General features: G+C 66.3%; 20 protein-coding genes. 4 read left to right on the top strand and 16 right to left on the bottom strand.

The window, feature by feature from the left end; all coding sequences use genetic code 11:
- The first annotated feature begins 30 nt into the window (after positions 1–30).
- Complete coding sequence (locus tag ACSS7Z_RS08870; RefSeq protein ID WP_438254192.1) at positions 31–1011, top strand: formylglycine-generating enzyme family protein; 981 nt, start codon at positions 31–33, stop codon at positions 1009–1011.
- 16 nt (positions 1012–1027) lie between these two features.
- Here the strand turns inward: ACSS7Z_RS08870 and ACSS7Z_RS08865 are convergent, their stop codons facing one another.
- Genes ACSS7Z_RS08865 through ACSS7Z_RS08845 form a run of 5 tightly spaced genes read right to left on the bottom strand, consistent with a single transcriptional unit; the run spans position 1028 to position 6913 of the window.
- Entirely contained in the window at positions 1028–3280 is a 2253-nt protein-coding gene (locus ACSS7Z_RS08865) for an arylsulfatase (protein ID WP_438254190.1), read from the bottom strand.
- Positions 3281–3322: 42 nt separating this feature from the next.
- Positions 3323–4384 (bottom strand): ABC transporter substrate-binding protein, encoded by a 1062-nt coding sequence (locus ACSS7Z_RS08860; protein ID WP_438254189.1) that lies wholly within the window; start codon positions 4382–4384, stop codon positions 3323–3325.
- A gap of 50 nt (positions 4385–4434) precedes the next feature.
- Positions 4435–5223 carry an ABC transporter ATP-binding protein gene (locus ACSS7Z_RS08855; RefSeq protein ID WP_438254188.1) on the bottom strand — a complete coding sequence of 263 codons (789 nt, stop codon included), beginning with the start codon at positions 5221–5223 and terminating at the stop codon, positions 4435–4437.
- A 28-nt stretch (positions 5224–5251) separates the two neighbouring features.
- Positions 5252–6085 (bottom strand): ABC transporter permease, encoded by an 834-nt coding sequence (locus tag ACSS7Z_RS08850; protein WP_438254186.1) that lies wholly within the window; start codon positions 6083–6085, stop codon positions 5252–5254.
- A 9-nt stretch (positions 6086–6094) separates the two neighbouring features.
- Entirely contained in the window at positions 6095–6913 is an 819-nt protein-coding gene (locus ACSS7Z_RS08845) for an ABC transporter permease (protein ID WP_438254184.1), read from the bottom strand.
- A gap of 125 nt (positions 6914–7038) precedes the next feature.
- On the opposite strand from ACSS7Z_RS08845, the gene ACSS7Z_RS08840 reads away from it, so the two are divergent.
- Positions 7039–8202: an ROK family transcriptional regulator gene (locus ACSS7Z_RS08840; protein ID WP_438254182.1), complete on the top strand. Its 1164-nt coding sequence runs from the start codon at positions 7039–7041 to the stop codon at positions 8200–8202.
- 10 nt (positions 8203–8212) lie between these two features.
- On the opposite strand, the gene ACSS7Z_RS08835 is transcribed toward ACSS7Z_RS08840, so the two are convergent.
- The gene (locus tag ACSS7Z_RS08835; RefSeq protein ID WP_438254181.1) at positions 8213–8698 is read right to left on the bottom strand and encodes an FBP domain-containing protein; all 486 of its coding nucleotides are present in this window, start codon (positions 8696–8698) and stop codon (positions 8213–8215) included.
- 164 nt (positions 8699–8862) lie between these two features.
- Positions 8863–12330, bottom strand: a complete 3468-nt coding sequence (locus ACSS7Z_RS08830; RefSeq protein WP_438254179.1) for a bifunctional proline dehydrogenase/L-glutamate gamma-semialdehyde dehydrogenase — start codon at positions 12328–12330, stop codon at positions 8863–8865.
- Between the two features lie 132 nt (positions 12331–12462).
- Here ACSS7Z_RS08830 and ACSS7Z_RS08825 point away from each other — a divergent pair, with 132 nt between their 5' ends.
- Both ACSS7Z_RS08825 and ACSS7Z_RS08820 read left to right on the top strand, forming a co-directional pair.
- Complete coding sequence (locus ACSS7Z_RS08825; RefSeq protein ID WP_438254178.1) at positions 12463–13353, top strand: LysR family transcriptional regulator; 891 nt, start codon at positions 12463–12465, stop codon at positions 13351–13353.
- Between the two features lie 26 nt (positions 13354–13379).
- The gene (locus ACSS7Z_RS08820) at positions 13380–14753 is read left to right on the top strand and encodes an MFS transporter (protein ID WP_438254177.1); all 1374 of its coding nucleotides are present in this window, start codon (positions 13380–13382) and stop codon (positions 14751–14753) included.
- On the opposite strand, the gene phnN is transcribed toward ACSS7Z_RS08820, so the two are convergent.
- The 9 genes from phnN to phnG are packed head-to-tail and all read right to left on the bottom strand — an operon-like array spanning position 14704 to position 21766.
- A complete protein-coding gene (gene phnN, locus ACSS7Z_RS08815; RefSeq protein WP_438254176.1) occupies positions 14704–15291 on the bottom strand; it encodes a phosphonate metabolism protein/1,5-bisphosphokinase (PRPP-forming) PhnN in 588 nt (195 codons plus the stop codon). The two genes, ACSS7Z_RS08820 and phnN, sit on opposite strands and share 50 nt — an antisense overlap.
- Positions 15288–16487 (bottom strand): alpha-D-ribose 1-methylphosphonate 5-triphosphate diphosphatase, encoded by a 1200-nt coding sequence (locus ACSS7Z_RS08810; protein WP_438254174.1) that lies wholly within the window; start codon positions 16485–16487, stop codon positions 15288–15290. Before ACSS7Z_RS08810 ends, phnN begins: the two co-directional genes overlap by 4 nt.
- Positions 16484–17149 carry a DUF1045 domain-containing protein gene (locus tag ACSS7Z_RS08805; protein ID WP_438254173.1) on the bottom strand — a complete coding sequence of 222 codons (666 nt, stop codon included), beginning with the start codon at positions 17147–17149 and terminating at the stop codon, positions 16484–16486. Before ACSS7Z_RS08805 ends, ACSS7Z_RS08810 begins: the two co-directional genes overlap by 4 nt.
- On the bottom strand, positions 17146–17874 hold the full coding sequence (gene phnL, locus ACSS7Z_RS08800; protein ID WP_438254172.1) for a phosphonate C-P lyase system protein PhnL: 729 nt from the start codon (positions 17872–17874) through the stop codon (positions 17146–17148). Before phnL ends, ACSS7Z_RS08805 begins: the two co-directional genes overlap by 4 nt.
- 2 nt (positions 17875–17876) lie before the next feature.
- Positions 17877–18677 carry a phosphonate C-P lyase system protein PhnK gene (gene phnK / locus ACSS7Z_RS08795; RefSeq protein WP_438254171.1) on the bottom strand — a complete coding sequence of 267 codons (801 nt, stop codon included), beginning with the start codon at positions 18675–18677 and terminating at the stop codon, positions 17877–17879.
- Entirely contained in the window at positions 18674–19564 is an 891-nt protein-coding gene (locus tag ACSS7Z_RS08790) for an alpha-D-ribose 1-methylphosphonate 5-phosphate C-P-lyase PhnJ (RefSeq protein ID WP_438254170.1), read from the bottom strand. The genes phnK and ACSS7Z_RS08790 overlap by 4 nt, the downstream gene beginning before the upstream one ends.
- Entirely contained in the window at positions 19561–20649 is a 1089-nt protein-coding gene (locus ACSS7Z_RS08785; protein ID WP_438254168.1) for a carbon-phosphorus lyase complex subunit, read from the bottom strand. Before ACSS7Z_RS08785 ends, ACSS7Z_RS08790 begins: the two co-directional genes overlap by 4 nt.
- On the bottom strand, positions 20649–21272 hold the full coding sequence (gene phnH / locus ACSS7Z_RS08780) for a phosphonate C-P lyase system protein PhnH (RefSeq protein WP_438254167.1): 624 nt from the start codon (positions 21270–21272) through the stop codon (positions 20649–20651). The genes ACSS7Z_RS08785 and phnH overlap by 1 nt, the downstream gene beginning before the upstream one ends.
- Positions 21269–21766: a phosphonate C-P lyase system protein PhnG gene (phnG, locus tag ACSS7Z_RS08775; RefSeq protein ID WP_438254166.1), complete on the bottom strand. Its 498-nt coding sequence runs from the start codon at positions 21764–21766 to the stop codon at positions 21269–21271. Before phnG ends, phnH begins: the two co-directional genes overlap by 4 nt.
- Positions 21767–21773 lie beyond the last annotated feature (7 nt).

Here is a 21773-nt window from a genome sequence, read left to right as displayed (position 1 = left end):
TGACGACGCCCGCGATCTAAGCTGGGAGCGATGACTACCGACGACGCCTCCGGCAGCTGCGGCCCCGGCTGCACCTGCGGCGCCCCTGCCCGTGACCAGTTTTTGACGCTCGGGGCGACGGTGTCGGCATCCGCGGCCACGCACTCGGGCGGACAGCATCCGATCGAGCAAGTCGCCATCCCCGCAGGCACGTTCCTGATGGGCGATTCCTCCGGCGACCGTAACCCGGGTGATGGGGAGACGCCGCTACATGAGGTGACGCTCCCGGCTTTCTCGATCGACGCAACCACGGTCACCAATGACGCCTTCGCGGCGTTCGTCGAATCGACCGGCTATCTGACCGAAGCTGAGACTTTCGGTTTCTCAGCGGTGTTCCACCTGGCTCTGGCGGCGCCGCCGGACGATGTCCTCGGACAGCCTCCCGGAACGCCGTGGTGGCTGGGCGTGCGCGGCGCCGACTGGGCGCATCCGGGTGGGGCTGACTCGAACATCGACGGACTCGGCGATCACCCGGTCGTGCACGTGAGCTGGAACGACGCGGTCGCTTACTGCGAGTGGGCAGGACGACGTCTGCCCACCGAGGCCGAGTGGGAATATGCCTCGCGCGGCGGGCTGGCTGCGAAGAAGTATCCCTGGGGCGATGACGAGGTGGATGCCGGCGGCTGGCGCGCGAACATCTTCCAGGGCTCGTTCCCCCGAGAGAACACCCTCGAGGACGGATTCCTCACCACGGCTCCGGTGCGTACCTTCGAGCCGAATGGCTACGGCGTCTGGCAGACCGTGGGCAACGTGTGGGAGTGGTGTTCGGACTGGTACGACCCGGGCTTCTACGCCGCGTCACCGGCGTCGTCTCCCACCGGTCCCGCGGCGGGGCAGCAGCGTCTCCTGCGCGGCGGCAGCTACCTGTGCCACATCTCGTACTGCAACCGCTACCGCAACTCCGCCCGCTCGCAGAACACCCCGGACTCATCGATGGGGAACGCGGGCTTTCGAACCGTGGCGCTCGGCTGAGCGCCACGGTTTCGGCTCATTCTGCCGCGATCAAGCGCTGCCAGTCCTGGGCCGACAGTCCTGTCGGCACTTCAGAGAACTCGATCACGGCATCCACCATCGACCCGGTGTAGCGCGCGGGGCGCTCATACAGCGAGGAGACCGGCGATGGATAGTTGTAGCCGACCTGCACCGACAAGCACCCGAGTCCTGCCGGCATCAGAGCCGGGAACACCGCCGATGCCACTTCGACACCGTCGCCGCTGATCGTCGCACGTGCCCCGTCGTCGCTTCTGGTGAGAGCGATCGAGACCTCGGCCGTGCCCGGCGCCAGCGCGTACGGTGTGCGGAGCAGGCTGTGGTCTCCGGCCCTGTTCAGATCGAACACCAGGTGCCCATCCTCCATGAAGAATGAGAAGCCCGCGGCGCGGCGTCCATAGCTCACCAGCACGCCACTCTCGGTTCCAGCGAAGCCGTCCAGACGCACGGTGATGCTGAACTCCCGATCGCCGAATCCTGGCGCGGCCGATCCGTTGGGCAGCCTGCTGCCCGGAAGCAGCCGGTACCGTGCGCGTTCCCGACCGGTGTCACGCGAGAGCACCCGTGTCTGCATCCGATCATCGAGCGGAAGCACACGATTTCGCTCCGCCTCCGACCACCAGGCTTCCTCGAGTTCGCGGACAAGCGCCGGATGCTCGGCAGCGACGTCGACGGTCTCGTTGAAGTCGCTCTCCAGTGCGTACAGTTCCCAGCGATCGCCGTCGTAATCGTCGCCGGGTTCATGGACGGCGACGGCTTTGAAACCGTCCTTCACAATGCCCCGGTATCCCGCGGTCTCGAAGTACTGCGTCGCGCGTTTGCCGACCGCATCCGATTCGGCGAGCGCATAGCCGAGCGAGATGCCATCGAAGGGCTCCACGGGCGCACCACGGTGATACTGCGGAGCATCCACGCCGACGGCCTGGAGGATCGTCGGAACGAGATCTGTCACGTGGTGGAACTGGCGTCGCACCTGATCGGAGTCAGCGACATTGCCCGGCCAGTGCACGATGAGCGGCGCCCTGACACCCCCGCCATAGGTGTATTTCTTGTACATCTTCAGCGGAGTGTTTCCCGCTTGCGCCCAGCCGGACGGGTAATGGTTGTGCGTCAGCGGGCTACCGAGCTCATCGATTCTGGCCAGGGTGTCCTCGAATCGGTCTTCGAGTCCAAGGAAATAGCGGTACTCGTTCGCCGAGCCGTGCGTACCGCCCTCGCCGCTTGCGCCATTGTCAGACAGCAGCACGATGAGCGTGTTCTCATGAACGCCCTGTTCCCGAAGGAAGTCGATGAGCCGTCCGATCTGCTCATCGGTGTACTCCATGAACGCGGCGAACACCTCCTGCATACGGGCATACAGACGCTTCTCATCAGCGGTCAGCACATCCCAGCGGCGAACGCCGGGGTTCGCTTCGGGCAGCTCTGTGCCCGCTGGCACGATCCCTCGTTCGATCTGCTTCTGCAGGATGCGCGCGCGTTCCTCATCCCACCCGTGATCGAACGCGCCGCGGTAACGCTCGATGTACTCCGCGGGCGCCTGATGCGGGGCATGACCTGCTCCGAACGCCAGATGCAGATAGAAGGGACGCTCGGGGGCGACGCTGATGTGATCGGCGAGATACCGCTGCGACCGGTTTACCAGGTCAGCGCTCACGTGATAATCCGGGTCGTCGGGCAGAGGTGCGTAGTGCTGGTCTTCCCACATCTCCGGGGCCCATTGGTCCTCTTCCCCGCCGAGGAAACCGTAGTACCGGTCAAAGCCGCGCCCGGTCGGCCACTGCTCGAAGGGACCCGCCTGGGTGAGCTGCGAGGGCGGAGTCAGATGCCATTTCCCGACTGCGTAGGTGGCATACCCTTCCTCGCGGAGGATCTCTGGCAGCATCGGCACCTCTCGATCGACGGCGCCCCGATAGCCCGGAAAACCGCTGTCGAAATCGGCAAGGAACCCCACGCCGACGGCATGATGGTTGCGTCCGGTGAGCAGTGACGCCCGCGTCGGCGAGCAGAGGGCCGCGACGTGGAAATTCGCGAAGCGTGCCCCCTGCTCGGCAAGAGAGTCAATGCTCGGAGTCGCGATCGATGACCCGTAACAGCCCAGCTGACCGAACCCCACGTCGTCGAGCACGATCGTGATCACATTCGGCGAGCCCGTTCGTGCAGCTCGCGGCTGCTCCCACGCGGGAGTCGACTCCGCGACCGTGCGTCCGATACTGCCGCGGAATCTTGACGTGGCACTGGGGGGAATGGTCATTGCTGGTAGGTTCCTGTCTTTGGTATCGGATCGCGTGTTCGCTCAGTCGGCTGCGGTCGCGCCGTCGCGCGCCGACTGCAGCAGAGTGAGCCCCTGCTCCAGGAGCTCATCGACCGGCGGGGCCTGTGGATATACACCGGCGTTCACGAAGAACTCCGCACTGTCGTTGAGCGCCTTGCTCGTCTCCCCCGACTCGATCGATTCGATCGCGTCGTCCAGGCCGTACCAGGTGCGCGCAGTGACTTCCCATTCCGCCTGCTCCTCGCTACCGGTGATGGCGTAGGTCTCGTAGTAGTCGAGCATGTACGAAACCGCCTCTTCATGATTCGCCATGATGAAGTCGCTGGCCCGGGTGGTGGCGCGAAGGAAGGCGGCAGCAGCCTCCGGCTGTTCTTCGAGGAACTTCGGCGTGACAACCATCGGCGCGGTCACCGCGACGCCGGCGTCCTCCGCATTGCACACCTGCACGTACGTGTCAGGATCTTCGAGGAGTGGCCAGGCGGGTGTCACCCAGCTGTTCGCGACCTCAACCTGACCTGAGGCGATGGCCTGAACCACAGCTCCGCCGTCGAGCGGAACCATCTCGACGTCAGCCGCATCGACGCCGAGCCACTCCGCGCACCCACGCATGACCTGCTCTGCGAGTGAGTTCTGGGAGGTTGCTACGGGATGGGTGCGAAGCACCTCTTCGGGTGAGGACCCCTCCAACACGTCGGCGGTCATCAGCATCATGTGGTTGGTGTCTTCACGGATCATGAGCCCGGCGGGGATGAGTCCGAACGTGTTCGCCCCGGTCAGTGCGGGCGGTGCGCCCAGCCAGCCTGCCTGCCATTCGTTCGCTGCTCCGGCAGCGAGCGAAGCCGGTCCGCTGGCATAGTTCTCGACGGTGACGGCGAGCCCTTCGTCCTCGAAGAAGCCTTCCTGCTCGGCGATGAAGAACGGCAGACCCGCGCCGTTCGGCTGCGAGGTCAAGGTGATCTCGGTCGGTCCTCCATCACCATCGCCATCAGCGTTGGAGGCCGGAGAGCATCCGGTCAGTGCGAGCAGCGCGACGGTGGTCGCGCCGAGTGCCACAGCGGCCGGGCGGGAAAAGTGCGACGACATGTTCATTCTCCTTCGAATTGGGATTTCAGGGACGGCGGTGCCGGTGTTGTTCAGTTGCCGTGCAGGTGTTGCCAGATGCGTTCACGGAGCTCGTTGAACTCCGGATCGCTCATCGCGCTCTCGATCGAACGCGACTTCCATGGGCTGGCCGGATCGACGCGATATTCGTGAGCGATTCGCCCGGGCCGCGCCGACATGACGATGATTCGATCACCGAGGTAGATCGCTTCCTCCACGCTGTGCGTGACGAAGAGGATGGTGGAGCTGATGCGGGCGCGCAACTTCGCCATCTCGTCCTGCATGCGTGTGCGCGTCTGTGCGTCAAGCGCTCCGAACGGCTCGTCCATGAAGAGCAAGGGCGGGTCGAGAACGAGCGCGCGAGCGATCGCCACGCGCTGCTGCATGCCGCCCGAGAGCTCGCTGGGGTAGGCGGATTCGAAGCCGCCCAGCTTCATGTTCTCAATCTGCTCGGCGACCGGGGCTGAACGATCGGCCTTCGGCACACCGCGACATTTCAGTCCGAAGCCGATGTTCTGCTCGACGGTCATGTTCGGGAACAGCGCGAACTGCTGGAAAACGACGCTGCGATCGGGTCCTGGCTCTCCCGCGGGTCGGCCATCGACGCGAATGTCGCCATCTGTCGGCGTCTCCAGGCCGCTTGCGATCATCAGTAGCGTGGACTTCCCGCACCCGGATGGTCCGACGATCGTGACGAACTCGCCCTCGAGGACATCGAGATCCGTTGGCGACAACGCCTCGATCTCGCCGCGCTTGGTGCGGAACCGCTTGGCGACGGCGCGCAGTGAGAGCTTCGCTTCTTCTGTCGGTCGTTCGGTCATCGTCGTACCGTTCCTCTCCTGGCTCCGGTCATTGCTGCTCGTCATTGCTCTTCCTCCAAGGTGTTGCGCGGCGGCTGATGACGTTTACGATCCAATCGATCAGCGAACCGGTGATGCCGATGGCGATCATGCCGGCCATAACGACCTGCACATCTCCGTTCTCTTGCCCCTGAATGATCAGGAAGCCGACACCCTGCGTGCCGCCGATCATCTCGGCGGCGACGACCGCCATCCAGCCATTGCTGACGGCGACGCGGATGCCGGTGAACACCGATGGCAGAGCGACGGGGCTGAGAACCTGCGTGATCAGTCGGACGCGTCCGGCGCCGAGGTTGATGCCGGCGCGGGGCAGCCTCGGGTCGACGTTCACGATGCCGACTTGAGTGCTGATGACGACCGCAGGAAACGCTGCGACGAAGACGATGAACGAAGCGCTCGTCTGGCCCGACCCCATCCACAGGATTGCGAGAGGGATCCACGCGAACGGCGGGATGTAACGCAGGAATTCGAACATCGGGGCGAAGGCTTCACGGACCCAGCGGATTGCGCCGAAGGCGATTCCCACCGGAACTCCGATGAGCACAGCGAACAGGAATCCTGAACCCCACCGCGTCAGCGAAGAGAGCACATGCCCTGGCAACGTGAGGCCGGCAAGCGGATCGACCGTCAGCAGAACGATGGTCTGCACGACGGCGATCGGACCGGGAACGATTGCGGGGCCTGTGATGAGGCTGGCAACGTGCCAGATCACAACGAAGAGCGCGAGCGAGATGGCCACCCATATCGGGGGCACCGCCGTGCTGGATCGATTCGGTTTGGTGAGTGGATTCAGAATCGCACGCGTTGTCGTCAGAGCGGTCATGTCACACCTTCAGTTCTTCGCCCACGGGGCGATGATCTTCGACAGTCGAATCATCAGCAACGAGAACAGGATGCCCAAGGCACCGATCACAGCCATCGACGCCAGCATGGTCGGGGTGTCCAGTGCCCGTGAGGAGTTCAGCGCAAGGAAACCGAGTCCAGAGGTCGCAGCGAGCAGCTCAGCTGCTATCAGAGCTGTCCAGGCATTGCCCAGCGCGATCCGCGCTCCGGCCAGCAGCGTCGGCAGACCTGCAGGAAGCACGACGCTGGTCAGTGTGCGTCGCCGGGCACCCAGTGTGCGGGCCGCCCGCAGTAGCAGCGGATCGATCGAACGTACGGCGTCCATCGAGTTCACGGTCCAGGGGACGACCGCGGCGATGAAGACGATGAAGATGCGCGCGCTGTCGTCGATCCCCAGCCACACGAGCGCAATCGGGATCCACGCGATCGGTGAGATGGAGCGCAGCGCCTGGAAGACGGGGAACGTCAGGTTGCGGATGATGGGCGACCAGCTGATGCCCACACCGAGGACGACGCCGATGAGCCCGGCAAGGAGCCAGCCGCCGAGCACGATCTGAACACTTGACCAGGCATGGCCCCAGATCGTCGCACCGAGGTAGGGCGTCGAGCTGAGCGTGACGATCCGGCTGAACACCGTCTCGGGGCTGGGCAGGGACAGCGGCGAAATCAGCTTCAGCTGCGTCGTGGCCATATGCCAGATGAGAATCGCGATCACGACCGCGATCCCGCCGATCAGCACGCGTCGCGCCATGCTGTTCGGTTGAGACAGCGCGCCCATGTGCTTCGCGCCAGTGCTTCTGTTGACCATCGCTGCTCCTTCCGTCTTCGTCGATTCGGATGACATTGACGATGAAACCACACATAACTTGCCGTCGGCAAGTTATTCTTGAGAAAATCTCGGAACAGAGTGTGGAGCACGACATAATGACGGCTATGAACTTCGCATCGCAAACAGGCATCCGACACTCGGACCGCGTGGTGCGGCCTGCCGAGATGCGTGCCGTGAACGCATCCACGATCATGCGCCTCCTGATCGAGGGCGGACCGCTCTCCCGGGCTGAGATCGCAGCGACGCTCAGGCTGTCCCAGGGCGCGGTAACCCGCATCGTCGCAGATCTCACCGATCAGGGACTCCTCGTCGATGGCGAGCCGGTGAGCACCTCGGCTCGTGGACGACCGCGTGTTCCGGTCGGTATCGTGCCGGACTCACGCGTCAGCATCGGCGTGCACATCGGCGTGCAGTTCGTACACGCCGCGCTCACCGACCTCCTCGGACGGGCTGTCGTCAGTCGACGTGTGGCGCACGACGGCACAGTCGACGACGTCGTCGACCTCTGCGCTGTGCTGATCAACGAACTGCGCAGCCTCGCTACGGCCCCGCTCCTGGGCGTCGGCGTGATCTCTGGCGGTTGGGTCGAACCTTCAACCGGCATCCTGCACAGGCACGAGCTTCTGGGCTGGAGCGACGTGCCGTTGCGCACGCGCCTGGAACAGCGCACCGAAACGAGTATCCTCGTCGAGACCAGCACCCGAGCCCATGCGATGGCTGACATTCTCCATGGCAACGCCAACGGACACGCGGACTTCGCCCACGTGTTCGTCGGGCACGTGGTCGAAGCCTCGTTCGCGGTCGGCGGGCGAGTACATTCGGGCCCGCGCGGCCTCGGCGGCGCACTCGGCAATTGGACCCTCGAAGACAGCAATGGCAACGCGCGCAGCGCAGTCGATCTTGTCGGCGATGGAGCGGTGATCGCTCAGACGCTCAAGGCGGGACTTGTCCCGCCAGGGGCCACGTTCGACGACGTACTTGCTGTGGCCGGCGGAACGACGAAAAACGCCGCGCCGGTCACGGCAATCCTGCATGAACGCGCCCGCCGAGTCGGCACGCTCACTGCGGCACTGAGCGATCTCGTCGGTGTAAGCCTGGTGATCTTCAGCAGCGGTGTGGCCTCGTTGCCGTCGTCGATCGATCACATCCGAGCAGGCCTGCGCGATGCCCATCCCGATCAGCCGATGCCAGAGATCCGCACGGAGACGAACCAGGCGGAAACGCTCACGCGAGCAGCATCCACCCTCGTCCTCACGACTGTGCTCTAGCCGCCCCGCGTCAGCCGACTACAGCGCGCAGGAACGCCCGCACGTTTTCGCCGAGCTTCACGATCCGGGCGTCTCGCGCCCCCTCGCGGTCGAAGCCCTCGTACGCGAGCGACGGCAACAGGCGCACATTGTGCGAGCACCCGAACTCGGCGCAGACCAGCGTGCCGACGGCATCGCCCTTACGGCCGGCTGCGCCCGCCTTGCGAGCGGAGTACAGCTGCACGTCGTTGCGGAGCATCACGTCCTCGCACCACGAGCACTGAGTACGAGCGATCACACGCTGCTCGGCCCGCTGCAGCAGGGCACCGGTGAGCACGCCGTCGATCTCGGTGACGACATAGGCGCGTCGAACGAACTTCGCATCGGACCAGCCGAGGAAGTCGAGTCGGTCGAAGTCGATCTGCTCGAAGGATGGCGGCAGCGTGAGGGATGAGACCTCTTTGCGAGAGGCGTTGATGAAGGATGCGCGGATCTCGCGCTCGTCGATGGGACGCATGAGTGGAGGTGCTTTCTGAGGTGGGTTTCGGCCGACTGATGGTCAGCCCCTGCCGCCGGCGCGCAACGCGCCTGCGACCACCTTCCGCGCCCGCGGTGCGCTCACTGTGAACAGCACCCGGCGAGTTTACTCTTCGTTCCGGGTGCTGTCACTGCCCTGAGCACTCAGCGAACGAGCGGCGCGATCTCGTAGCGGTGCGGCGTGCCGAAACGGTGCGCCGAGATCGACACGGCCTGTTCCCGCAGGAACGGCAGCAGTTCGATCCGCCCAGCCGACAGAACCGGCCCGGTGTACACCGCAACCGCGGGCGAGCCGCCGGTGTGAGCTGTAACGGATGCCGCAGCCGCTCCCACGAGCCTGATGCGCCCGCCGTCCGCAGCCAGACGTGCGGCACGCGCACCCCAGGATGCCTCGTCCTCAACAGCAACGCCGACGCTGGACTTCGACAGCCACGAAGCGACAGCTGCCGGAAGCGCCACCGCCGTGCTGACGCTCAGGCGCGACCCTGTGCGGATACCGGCGGCGATCACACGAATCGCTTCGGCGGCATTGGCCTGCTCGAGACGGATCGTGACCGGCACGACGTCGTAGCGCAGCGCGTTGTGCTCGGTGACCAGGCCGGTCGCGTCGCGCACGGCGCCGAACTCATCACGCCAGGCGGCAACATCGGTCGAGAGCGCCCCCTGCAGCCAGGCGGCATCAGCGTCAGCATCCGCAGCCTTCAGCGCCGCGAGCGCAGCACGCGAGAGAGCATCCGTCGGAGCGTCCGCCGCCACCGGGGCATCCTCCCAATCAGACAGCCCGATCAGGTAGCTCGGGCCACCGGCCTTGGTTCCCGCGCCGACGGCGGCCTTCTTCCACCCGCCGAACGGCTGACGCTGCACGATCGCACCTGTGATGCCCCGGTTCACGTACAGGTTTCCTGCCTGCACGGATGCAAGCCACTGTGCGACCTCATCCTCGTCGAGCGAGTGCAGCCCCGAGGTGAGCCCGTAGTCGATCGCGTTGACCATCGCCGTGGCCTCATCAAGGGTCTTGGCGGTCATGATGCCCAGAACCGGGCCGAAGTACTCGGTCAGGTGGAAGGGCGAGCCCGCGGCGACACCCTCACGGATACCCGGACGCCACATCTTGCCATCCTGATCAAGCTTCTCGGGCTCGATGACCCACTTCTCACCCGGCTCGAGCGTGGTGAGCGCGTGCAGCAGCTTTCCTTCTGCCGGGCCGATGAGCGGTCCGATGCGGCTGGGCCCCTCCCACGGCTGACCGACCTGGTACGAGCCGACCGCGTCGATCAGCTGGCGGCGGAACCGCTCACTGCGCGCGACCGATCCGACCAGGATCACCAGCGATGCAGCCGAGCACTTCTGCCCGGCGTGACCGAATGCGGAGTACGCGACATCCTTGGCCGCGAGGTCGAGATCCGCGTGCGGAGTCACGATGATCGCGTTCTTCCCGCTCGTCTCGGCGAGCAGCGGCAGGTCGGGGCGGAAGCTGCGGAACAGCTCGGCCGTCTCGTAACCACCGGTCAGGATCACGCGCTCCACGGCGGGGGCGCTGATCAGCTGCTGGCCGAGCTCCCGACCGTCCAACTGCACGTACTGCAGCACATCGCGCGGAACACCCGCCTCCCACAGCGCCTCGATCATGACCGCACCGGAACGGCGAGCCTGACGGGCCGGCTTGATGATCACCGGGGAACCGGCGGCGAGCGCTGCCATGGTCGATCCGGCGGGAATGGCAACCGGGAAGTTCCACGGCGGTGTGACCACCGTGAGTCCGACCGGCTTGTGCGTCGCGCCCTCAATGCTCGCGGCACGCTTGGCGCTCTCGGCGTAGTAGTGGGCGAAGTCGATGGCCTCGGAGACCTCGGGATCCCCCTGTTCGAGCACCTTGCCGCACTCGGATCCCATCACTTCGAGCAGGTCGCCACGACGAGCTTCGAGGATGTCACCCGCGCGGTGCAGAATCTCGGCGCGGCCGGCGGCACCGAGCGCGCGCCAGGCAACGCCTGCTGCGGTCGCGGTGGCGATCACCTGGTCGAGCGCCTCGGAATCCGACAGTGTGTGCGTGCGCACCGTCTCGTTACCGAGTTCGGACGCCTCCATGCGCGAGCGGATGCTGTCACCCCAGGCGCGGTTCGCCGCCAGGCTCGGGTCGGTGTCCGGGGCGTTCGTGAACCCTTCGACCGCTGAAGGTTCGGCGTCGGCACCCCGGTTCTGCGTGCGGTTCGGTGCCGGTACCTCTTCGGGCATCGAGGCGATCGAGGCGAGGAATCGGTCGCGCTCTCGGGCGAACAGCGCCGGCTCGTCGTCGAGCTCAAACACGGCCGACATGAAGTTCTCGGTGGATGCCCCCTCCTCCAGACGCCGGATCAGATAGGCGATCGCCACGTCGAACTCGGTCGGGTGCACGACCGGCGTGTACAGCAGCAGCGATCCGACGGTGCGTCGAACGACCGTCGCCTGCGCGGTCGCCATGCCCAGCAGCATCTCGAACTCGATGCCATCGGTAGCCTTGCGCTGATTCGCCAGCAGCCAGGCCAGGGCGATGTCGAACAGGTTGTGTCCGGCGATGCCGATGCGCACGTTCTTTACGTGCTCCGGACGCAGTGCGTAATCGAGCACGGCCTTGTACGAGGCATCCGATGCCTCTTTGCTGTGCCAGGTCGCCAGCGGCCAGCCGTGGGTTTCAGCATCCACCTGCTCCATCGGCAGGTTCGCGCCCTTCACGACGCGCACCTTGATGGGAGCACCGCCGGTGGCCACGCGAGCAGCCGACCACTCCTGCAGGCGGATCATCGCGCCCAGGGCATCGGGCAGGTAGGCCTGCAGGACGATGCCGGCCTCGAGCGAGCGGAATTCTTCCCGATCGAGGATCGCGGTGAACACGGCGATCGTGAGATCGAGGTCCTTGTACTCCTCCATGTCGAGGTTGATGAACTTCTTCGAACGCGTCGAGCCGGCACCGGTCGCACCGTTGGCGAGGCGGAACAGCGGCACAAGCGCGTCGGCGGCGTGCGCCACAGCCTCATCGAACGCCCACGGCGTGTGCGGCGCGACGGTGGAGGACACCTTGATCGACACGTAGTCGACGTCATCGCGCCGCAGCAGGCGCTCGGTTCCGGCGAGACGGCGGTCGGCCTCCTCTTCGCCGAGGATCGCCTCCCCGAGCAGGTTGATGTTCAGGTGCACGCCCTCGTCGGCGCGGATGCGACTGATCGCCTTGCCGAGTTTGGCGTCGGTGGCATCGACGATGAGGTGGCGGACCATGCCGCGCAGCACCCGACGACTGATCGGCACGACGATGCCGGGGAATGCCGGAGCCAGCGCCCCACCCAGGCGGATGAGACCGCGCAGCGGCAGCGGGAGGAAGCGGGGCGTGAGCGGCACGATCTCGCGCAGATTGTGGGCGGCGACAGTGAGGTCCTCGGGGCGCACGACACCGTCGACGAATCCGACGGTGAAGTCGAGGCCGTTCGGGTCGCTGAGCACACCGGCGAGCCGCTGGGCGGCCGTGTCGCTGGGGACTTCCCGGCTCTCGATGAGCCACTGCTGCACGAGCGCGACGGCGTCGTCGGCGAGAGCGGCGAGATCGTTGGTTTCGGCCAGTGCCGGAGACGACTGGGGCATCAGATTTCCTCACTCGAGAGCGGCAGCGCCGCAGTTTCCTCGTTTCAGTGTGCGGCCACACCACCTCTCGAGAAAAGCGCACGTTTACGATAGTGATTGTTCGCTTTTATCGAATGATTGCGAGGGCCCTCTGTGTTTGAACTGCGACGACTGCGTCTGTTGCACGAGCTTGCCCTGCGCGGCACCATCTCCGACGTGGCCACGGCGCTGGCCTACAGCCCATCGACGGTGTCGCAGCAGCTTGCCCAACTCGAGCGCGAGGCGGGAGTATCACTGCTCGAACCCGACGGTAGGCGTCTGCGGCTCACGGCGCAAGGGCGTCTGCTCGCAGCACACGCTGCCCGTGCGCTCGAGATGGACGAATCCGCTCGCGCGGAACTGTCATCGTCGGAGAACTTCCCGCAGCGGGTGCGGATCGCCGTGATGCCCACCGCTGCCGAGGCTCTCGTGCCACCGGCGCTGACATTGCTCGCCGAACGGATGCCAGAACTGCAGGTGTCGATGGTGGAGATGGCGCCGGAGGAAGGACTGTTCGAGCTGCAGGCGCGCACCTTCGACCTGGTCGTCGCCGAACAGTACTCCGGGTACACGCGTGAGCTGCGGGACGGAGTCGATCGCACACTGCTCGGCACGGACCCGGTGCGGCTGGCGGTGCCGCCAGGCTCCTCGGCTACCTCGCTGTCAGAGCTGAGCGAGCATGCCTGGGCCATGGAACCGCACGGTGCGGCAGTACGCCAGTGGGCCGTGCAGCAGTGCCGCACGGCCGGGTTCGAACCCGACGTCCGCTTCGAAGCGACTGATCTCATCGCCCATGCGCGGCTGGTTGCCGCCGGCCATGCCGCCGCAATGCTGCCGGATCTGGTGTGGACGGGCGATCGCGCATCGGTGCGGCTGCTGGATCTTCCCGGATTACCCGTGCGCGAGATCTTCGCAGCGACCCGGTCCTCTTCACGCGACAATGCCGCAGTGTCCGCGGTGCTGGCGGCGCTGGCCGAGGCACTTGCCGCTCACACTCCCGTGTGAGCGGCAAGCAGGCGTAGGCTCACAGCGTGCCGACATTCTCCGCACTTCAGCGTCTCGTCATCACGATCGCCGTGCTGGCATCCTTCGTGACGTTCCTCGACGGCACGGTCGTCACCGTCGCACTCCCGGCGATCAGCAATGAGCTCGGCGGCGGAATCACGACGCAGCAGTGGGTCGTGGATGCTTACCTCATCACCCTCAGCGCACTGATCCTGCTCGCGGGTTCTCTCTCGGATGCCTACGGTCGCGTGCGCATCATGCGCATCGGTCTCATCGCGTTCGGCATCGCCTCCATCGCTGTTGCCGCAGCACCCGAACCCCTCACGCTCATCATCGCCCGCGCCCTGCAGGGGGCCGCCGGAGCGCTGCTCGTGCCCAGCTCGCTCGCCCTGATCATGGCGACCATGCGCGGCGAGCTGCAATCGCGCGCGATCGGAGTGTGGACCGCGTTCACCACCGGCGCCCAACTCGCCGGCCCGCTGCTCGGCGGCCTGTTCGTCGATCTGCTCTCCTGGCGTTTCGTCTTCCTCATCAACGTCATCCCGATCGGCATCACGCTGGTCCTGCTCGCCCGACTGCAGCTACCTGATCATCCGCGCGATATCCGCGTGGACTGGTGGAGCGGGATGCTGTGCGCGGTCGGCCTCGGCGCGGTGGTGTTCGCGCTCATCGAGCAGCCCAACCTCGGGTGGGCGTCACCGGCGATCTGGATTCCCGGAGCCGTCGGGGTCGTCCTGTTCGCCGTGTTCCTCGTGCGTCAACGCCGCTCCGCGGCCCCGCTGATGCCGCTGACGCTGTTCCGGGCCCGCAACTTCGCCTGGGGTAACCTCGCCACCCTGTTCATCTATGCCGCGCTCTCGCTCAACGGCTTCGTAGTCGGCGTCTACCTGCAGGAGGGCGCTGGGCTCAGCGCGACCGCCGCGGGTCTGGCCAGCCTGCCGATCACGATCCTGATGATCCTGCTCAGCTCGCAGGCCGGAGCCTGGGCGGGAAAGCTCGGACCCCGGCTGTTCATGACGATCGGCCCGCTGCTGATGGCTGCTGGAGCGCTGCTTCTGCTCACCGTCACTGGGGACTTCAGCTACTGGTGGCAGGTGCTTCCCGCCATGATCGTCATGGGTCTCGGACTCTCCTTGACCGTCGCTCCGCTGACCTCTGCGGTGCTCGGAGCGATCGATGAGCACCACTCCGGAATAGCATCCGCCGTCAACAACGCCATCTCCCGTGTCGCCGGGCTCATCGTGGTCGCGATGCTCTCCACGATCGTCGGCGGAGCGCTGGATCTGGGCGGATTCCACAACGCGGCCTGGGTGACGGCCGCGCTGATGACTGCCGGCGGGGTGCTGTCATTCATCGGTATTCGCCGAGCACCAGCCGTTCCCTTGGAGCCGACGGCGTAAGAACCTCGTCCAGAAAGGCGATGAGAGCGGCACCGGCATCCATCAGCGGCCCGTCGTTGACGATCTCGAGATCGACCCGCTCACCGGGTGCCGGATCGGCACGGTTGAGCCGAGCAAGCGCTTCGGCCGAGTTCTCCCGGCCCCGCGCGAGAATCCGCGCGCGGCGCACCTCATCCGGAACCGTCACGCGCACGGCGCGAACGTGCGGAAACTTCGCCGTGAGTTCGGCCAGCGCCGTTCGCGAAATGTTGACGACGGCGGTGGCGCCTGCGTGCACCGCCTGCGAAACGGATGCCGGGATGCCATAGCGCAGCCCATGCGCCTCCCACCGCAGCACGAAAGCACCCGCACGCTCCAGCGCTGCGAACTCATCCGCGGAGACCGGCGCGTGATCCTCACCCTCACCGGCGGGCCGCGTGATGACCCGCTGCGGAAAGATCACCGCGCCCTCGCCGGCGAAGTGGTCACGGGCGCAGTCGATCACCGCATCCTTGCCGGCGCCGCTGGGTCCGACCACCGCGACGAACACTCCGGTCATGCCACTCGCATCCCTTCACGCCAGACCCCGCGCACAACCGGCACCGGCGCCCCGGAGGGGTGGTGCGGGGTCTGCGCCATTTCGTGCACGCGAACCCGGACGAGATCCGCACGCCGACCCACCTCGATGACGCCGCGGTCGTTCAAGCCGATCGCGCGCGCCGGGTTCGCACTCACCAGCGCGGACCCCTGCGGCACAGTCACCTCTCCGCTCGCGACCAGCGCGAACACCGCCTGCAGCGGGCTCGACGGCACATAGTCGCTGGAGAGGATGTCGAGCAGTCCGTGACGCAGCAGCTCGGCGGCTGCCACGTTGCCGGAGTGCGAACCGCCGCGCACGATGTTCGGCGCTCCCATCACGACGAGCTGGCCCGCTTCTCGCGCCGCCCGGGCTGCTTCGACCGTCGTCGGAAACTCGGAGATCCGCACGCCGAGATCGGATGACTCGGCGACATGCGCCAGCGTCGCATCATCGTGCGCTGCCATCGTGATGCCGCGCGCCCTCGCCCGACGCGCCATCTCGCCCCGGTGCGTGTCCGCGTAGGCGGCGCTGCGCTCATGCAGAGTCGCGACGTGCGCGGTGAACTGCTCGTCCGAGAAGCTGTGCTTGCCGACCATGTAGGTTCGGAACGATTCGACATCGGCATACTGACGCTGGCCCGGCGTGTGATCCATGAGCGACACGAGCCGCACCCGGTCGTCGTTGCCGATCCGCTCGAAGACGTCGACGACATCTGGCGTCGAGACCTCGCATCGCAGGTGCACCAGGTGATCCGCGCGCAGGAGCCCGGCATCGGCCGCGTGCACGATGGCGGCGACCAGGGTGTCTGCCTGGGCCGCCAGACCGGATTCATCCGGCCCCGCGCCGATGCGCAGCGCATCGAGCACCGTCGTCATTCCGGATGCCGCCATCTGAGCGTCATGCGCGATCACCGCCGGGATCGGGTCCCAGAACCGCTTCGGTCGCGGCTGGAAGTGCCCCTCCACCTGGTCGGTGTGCAACTCGACCAGCCCGGGCATCAGGTAGTCGCCGTCCATGTCCTCGCCGGGTCCGTCGGTGCCTGTGAGGGCCCCATCCAGCGAGCTGTCGACGGGCACGATGTCGACGATTATGCCGTCGATCATTCGTACGGATCCGTGGATGACGTCGTCTTCGAGGACGATTCTCGCGTTGCGGAGAATGGTGTCGTTGGTCATGCGATCTCCTGGAAGGGGTGGATCGAGTGGATGCCGAATGGCGCTCCACGGTCAGGTTCGATGAACACGGCGAGTGCCGTGAGCGGGATGTCAGCACCGGCGAACGCGGCGAAGTGCCCGGCGATCGCGTGATCGACGGCGGCCGCGTCGGCAGCGCCGGCCGCATCCAGCGCATCGGTCAGGGTCAAATGAACACGGAACTCGTCGAGGGCGAACGGATAACCGACCTCCTCGAGGACCTCGCGCTGCCGCGGAGTCAGCCGCTCCGGTCGGCGCCGGGCGATATCATCCGCCGTGAGCGGTGCCCGGTACGGTTCGAATGTCCGCACGATGTCCTGGGCCAGAGCATCCACCTCTGCGGTGTCGCCGGTCGGCACGAGCGCGCGGAACGACCCGATCGTCAGCGGCTGCACAGCCGGCAGCACCACGGGGTGCCGGCCGGCAGCGAACGCCGACACCGCGGCCTCAAGGTCGGCGCTCGTGACACCGTCAGCGAGCGCGAACGGCGCTTTGAGGGTGGCGTGGAACCCGTAGCGGCGGGCATCCGGGGTGATTTCCGGATGCTGCGCATACCAGTCTTCGACGGCTGCTCGCAGCTGCACGGCAACGGTCGGCGCCCCCGGGTCGAGCCCGGGGACGCCGTACACCGCGTACCGCGTCACGCGGCCACCAGCTCGCGCACGGGGGTGAAAGCCGCGACATCGACGATCTCGTTCGCGACGGCATCGCGCACATCATGATCGTGGAAGATCGCGAGGATCCCGGTTCCGGCGGCCAACCGCTCGCGGATCATCTCGATCACGACGGCGCGGTTGCGAGCATCGAGCGATGCCGTGGGCTCATCGAGCAGCATGAGCCCCCGGGTGGTGGCGAACCCGCGCGCGATGTTCACCCGCTGCTGCTCGCCGCCGGAGAAAGTGGCCGGCGGCAGCTCCCACAGCCGCCGCGGGATGCTGAGCCGTTCCAGCAGCTCGCCGGCGCGCTCCCGTGCGGCATCCCGCGATAGGCCACTCTCCATGAGCGGCTCGGCGACGACGTCGAGGGCGGCCACCCGCGGCACTGCACGAAGGAACTGGCTCACGTACCCCATCGATTCACGGCGTACCGCGATGACCTCGCGCGGCGCTGCGGCCGCCAGGTCCACCTGGCCATCACGGTGGCGGACAAGAATTCGGCCGCTGTCTGCGGCGTAGCTGCCGTAGACCATCTTCATGATGGTGCTCTTGCCTGCCCCGGATTCACCACCCAGCACGACGCACTGCCCGATCGGGACCTCGAAAGAGACGTTGTGCAGCACGGGCACCTGGGAGTCCTGCAGGTGCAGGGTGAAGGTCTTGGCGACCGTCTCCAAGCGGAGGACGGTGCCTGTGGCAGAGGTGTCAGTCATGGTCATCCTTGCAAAATCGACGAGACGAGCAGCTGGGTGTAGGCGGCCTGGGGGTCATCGAGAACCCGGTCGGTGAGACCTGATTCGATGACGCCGCCGTCCTTCATCACGAGCGTTCGGTGGGAGATGAGGCGTGCGACGGCCAGGTCGTGCGTGACGATCACGACGGCAAGGCCCAGGTCGGCAACGAGCGAGCGGATGAGATCGAGCAGTCGAGCCTGCACCGATACGTCCAGCCCGCTGGTGGGCTCATCCATGAAGACGAGCTTCGGTCCGAACACCAGGTTTCGGGCGATCTGCACCCGCTGGCGCATGCCACCGGAGAACGTCGCCGGCGTCTCATCCATGCGCTCGCTGGGGATCTCGACGCGCTCCAGCCATTCGGCGGCCTGCGCGCGGATCGTGCCGTAGTGGCGTTCACCAGCGGCCATCAACGGCTCGCCCACGTTGCCGCCGGCTGAGACATGCATGCGCAGTCCGTCCGCAGCGTTCTGATGCACGAAACCCCACTCGGTGCGCCAGAGCCGGCGCACCTCGCTCTCCGACAGCGAGGAGAGTTCGACGAGGTCGTTGCCTGTGCTTGTGCTGGCGGCTGTGCTTGTGCGGTAGCGGATGGAGCCTTCATCGATGCTGAGGCGCTGTGACAGCATCCCGAGCAGTGTCGATTTTCCGGAGCCGGATTCGCCGACGACGGCGAGCACCTCCCCCGGCCACAGGTCGAAGTCGATGTCGCGGCATCCGAATCGGTCACCGTAGCGGTGACCGGCGCCGGTGACGCTGAGCAGGGGCTGTTCGGCGTTCATACCGAGACCTCTTCCTTCTGGGTCGCCTGTTCGGCTGGGGCATCCGCGAGCGTGGCGGCGGTGCGCTCGCAATAGTCGGTGTCACTGCAGACGAACATCGCGCCACCCTCGTCGTCGATGATCACCTCGTCGAGATAGACGCCCTCGGAACCGCAGATCTCGCAGGGATCCGAGAAGCGCTGCGGCTCGAAGGGGAAGTCCTCGAAGCCGAGCGATTCGACATCGGTGTACGGCGGGATCGCATATATGCGCTTCTCCCGACCCGCACCGAACAGCTGCAGGGCGGGGCTCTGGTGCATCTTCGGGTTGTCGAAGCTCGGCGTCGGCGACGGCGCCATCACGTAGCGGCCGTTCACCATGACCGGGTAGTCATAGGTCTTGGCGATGTGGCCGAAGCGGGCGATGTCTTCGTAGAGCTTGACGTACATCAGGCCGTACTCCTCGAGCGCGTGCAGGCGCCGCGTCTCGGTCTCGCGCGGTTCGAGGAAGCGCAGCGGCTCGGGAATCGGCACCTGGTAAACGAGGATCTGTCCGTCTACGAGCGGCGTCTCCGGTATCCGGTGACGCGTCTGGATGATCGTGGCTTCATCGGTGCGCGTGGTTGCCCGGGCTCCGGCGACCTTCTCGAAGAACTGCCGGATCGACACCGCGTTGGTCGTGTCATCCGCGCCCTGATCGATGACCTTGAGCGTGTCGGGTTTTCCGATCACGGCGGCGGTGACCTGCACGCCGCCGGTTCCCCAGCCGCGTGGCATCGGAACCTCACGCGAAGCGAATGGCACCTGGAACCCGGGGATGGCGACGCCCTTCAACAGCGCCCTGCGCACGACGCGCTTGGTGTGCTCGTCGAGGTAGCCCTCGTTGTAGACGATGCGCGGTGCGCTCATGATACGTCCTTTCCGGCGGCGTTGCGGCGTTGATCGAACTCGTCGTTCAGGCGGCGGATGAGTCCAAGTTCGGCCTGGAAATCGACGTAGTGCGGCAGCTTCAGGTGCTCGACGAATCCGGTGGCCTGCACGTTATCGCTGTGCGCGATCACGAATTCCTCATCCTGCGCCGGAGAGACCTCTCGTTCGCCGAATTCGTCCTTGCGGAGGGCGCGGTCCACGAGTGACATCGACATGGCTTTGCGCTCGGCTCGTCCGAAGACGAGGCCGTAGCCGCGAGTGAACTGCGGTGGCTGCTCGGCCGATCCCACGAACTGGTTCACCATCTGGCATTCGGTGACCTCGATCCGACCGATCGGTACGTCGTGGCCGATCTCGGGGGCATCGAACGACACCTCGACCTCGCCCACGCGCACCTCGCCGACGAAGGGATGCGTGTTGCCGAAGCCGCGCTGTGTGGAATAGCCCAGCGACAGCAGGAAGCCCTCGTCGCCGCGGCTCAGCGCCTGAAGACGCTCGGCGCGAGACATCGGGAAGGTCGTGGGTTCGCGGGTGAGGTCGGCCGGCTCCGGATCTGTCCACCCGACGGCTGGGCGATCGGGTTCGATGAGCGCGCTCTTGCCGAGCAGATCGGTGACGCGCGGCATCGAGATGTCGATGTCGACATCAGGCTCGGGGATGGTTGGCGCCTCAAGATCGTCGGCGAGCAGGCGGTGGGTGTAGTCGAACGTCGCCCCCAGTTGCTGACCGCCCGGGATGTCTTTGAACGTCGCCGAGACACGTCGCTCTGGCGGGAGCGATGCGGTGTCCACGGCGACCGTGGTGCCGAAGCGCGGCAGCGTCGTGCGGTAGGAGCGGATCAGCGTGACCGCCTCGAGCACATCGCCCTGCGCCTGCAGCAGAGCCTTCGCTGCCAGCTCGGGGTCGTAGAGCGACCCTTCAGCCATGACGCGGGAGATGAGCACTCCGAGCTGGTCCTGCACCTGGGTGTAGTCGATGCGCTCGGTCGTTCCCGCGCCGCGCTGTGCCAGCAGGGCGTGGGCGTTGGCGATCGCTTTCTCGCCGCCTTTGACTGCTACGTACATCAGCTCATCTCCTTCTGGACGTTGGAAGTCAGTGCGGTGGTGCGGGGAAGGCCGGTCACCTGGTCGACGTCCGCGAGAATCAGATCGACGCCGCGCGGGTACCGGCGCGTGTTGGCGGTCCAGGTTTCGAGGAAATCGGATGCCGGCAGGCCCCGGCCATCCCAGGAGATCTGCCCGTTCACCCCGGGCCCGTCGACGAGGAACGAGCCGATCGGCTTCGCGTCGGAGGCATCGATGATGACGGTCGCGGACAGGTGCGGCTCTTCGTCGCTGCCCTGCGCCAGATCATCGATCGGCGGCACGGTCGACGGGCTGGATGCGACGCAGAACAGTGCCTCGCTCGCATCGTCCACGAGGCGTGCACCGGTGTGGAATCGGATCCACGCTTCGACGTCGCTGTTCTGCCGCAGCGCGTCATCGAGCCAGAGCGGAGTCTGCTCGTCGCAGAGGGCGAGTACCAGCGCTGCGGCCGTGGCGCTGAGCGGGGCCGGCGGCTGGACCGCGGCCCGCACGTGCTGCCCGATGGTGGGCCGGGCGAGCGCCTCGAGCGTGGCGCGGAACACCTGCTGTGCGTCGTTCACCGGATCGGCGAATCCGGGGGCGTAGATGGCTGTGGTGTTCATTCGTCGTCCTCGTCGTCGTCGGCACCGAAGCCGTCGTTCTCCCGAGCGACGGTGAAGAAGTCCACGACCGTGGCACGGGCATTCTTCTGCGCCTGGTGATCGCGCAGCGTCTGTTCGCGTTCGAGGGGTTCGATGACCTCGGTCATTACGCGGTCGCGGGCAGCGGAATCCAGCATCCCGTCGAAGATCGCGGCGAGCGCCGCGTGTTCGGGGTGGCTGCCGAGCACGTAGGCGGTGCCCACGGTTTCGCTGCGACCGTCGCGGACGGCAACCGTGGCGCGCGTCACGGTGGCTTCGCCGAGGTTGAACCGGTCGCCGGTGCCGCCGGTGCGCCCCTGAACCATGACGAGGCCCGACTCGGGACCGCGCAGATACTCGATGTCAGGTCGGTCGGCCCAGGTGCGCCAGAGGTCCGCGAGCTGGGCTTCAGTGGAACCGACGAGCACGCGCGCTGTGCGGCGCCGCTCCTCGGGAACCCGTGCTGTGTTGTTCATGTCTCCA

Source organism: Microbacterium wangyouchuni (assembly GCF_051546305.1).
Lineage (GTDB): Bacteria > Actinomycetota > Actinomycetes > Actinomycetales > Microbacteriaceae > Microbacterium.
Note: the sequence above shows the minus strand (reverse complement) of the source record. Positions and strands in the feature narration are given on the sequence as shown.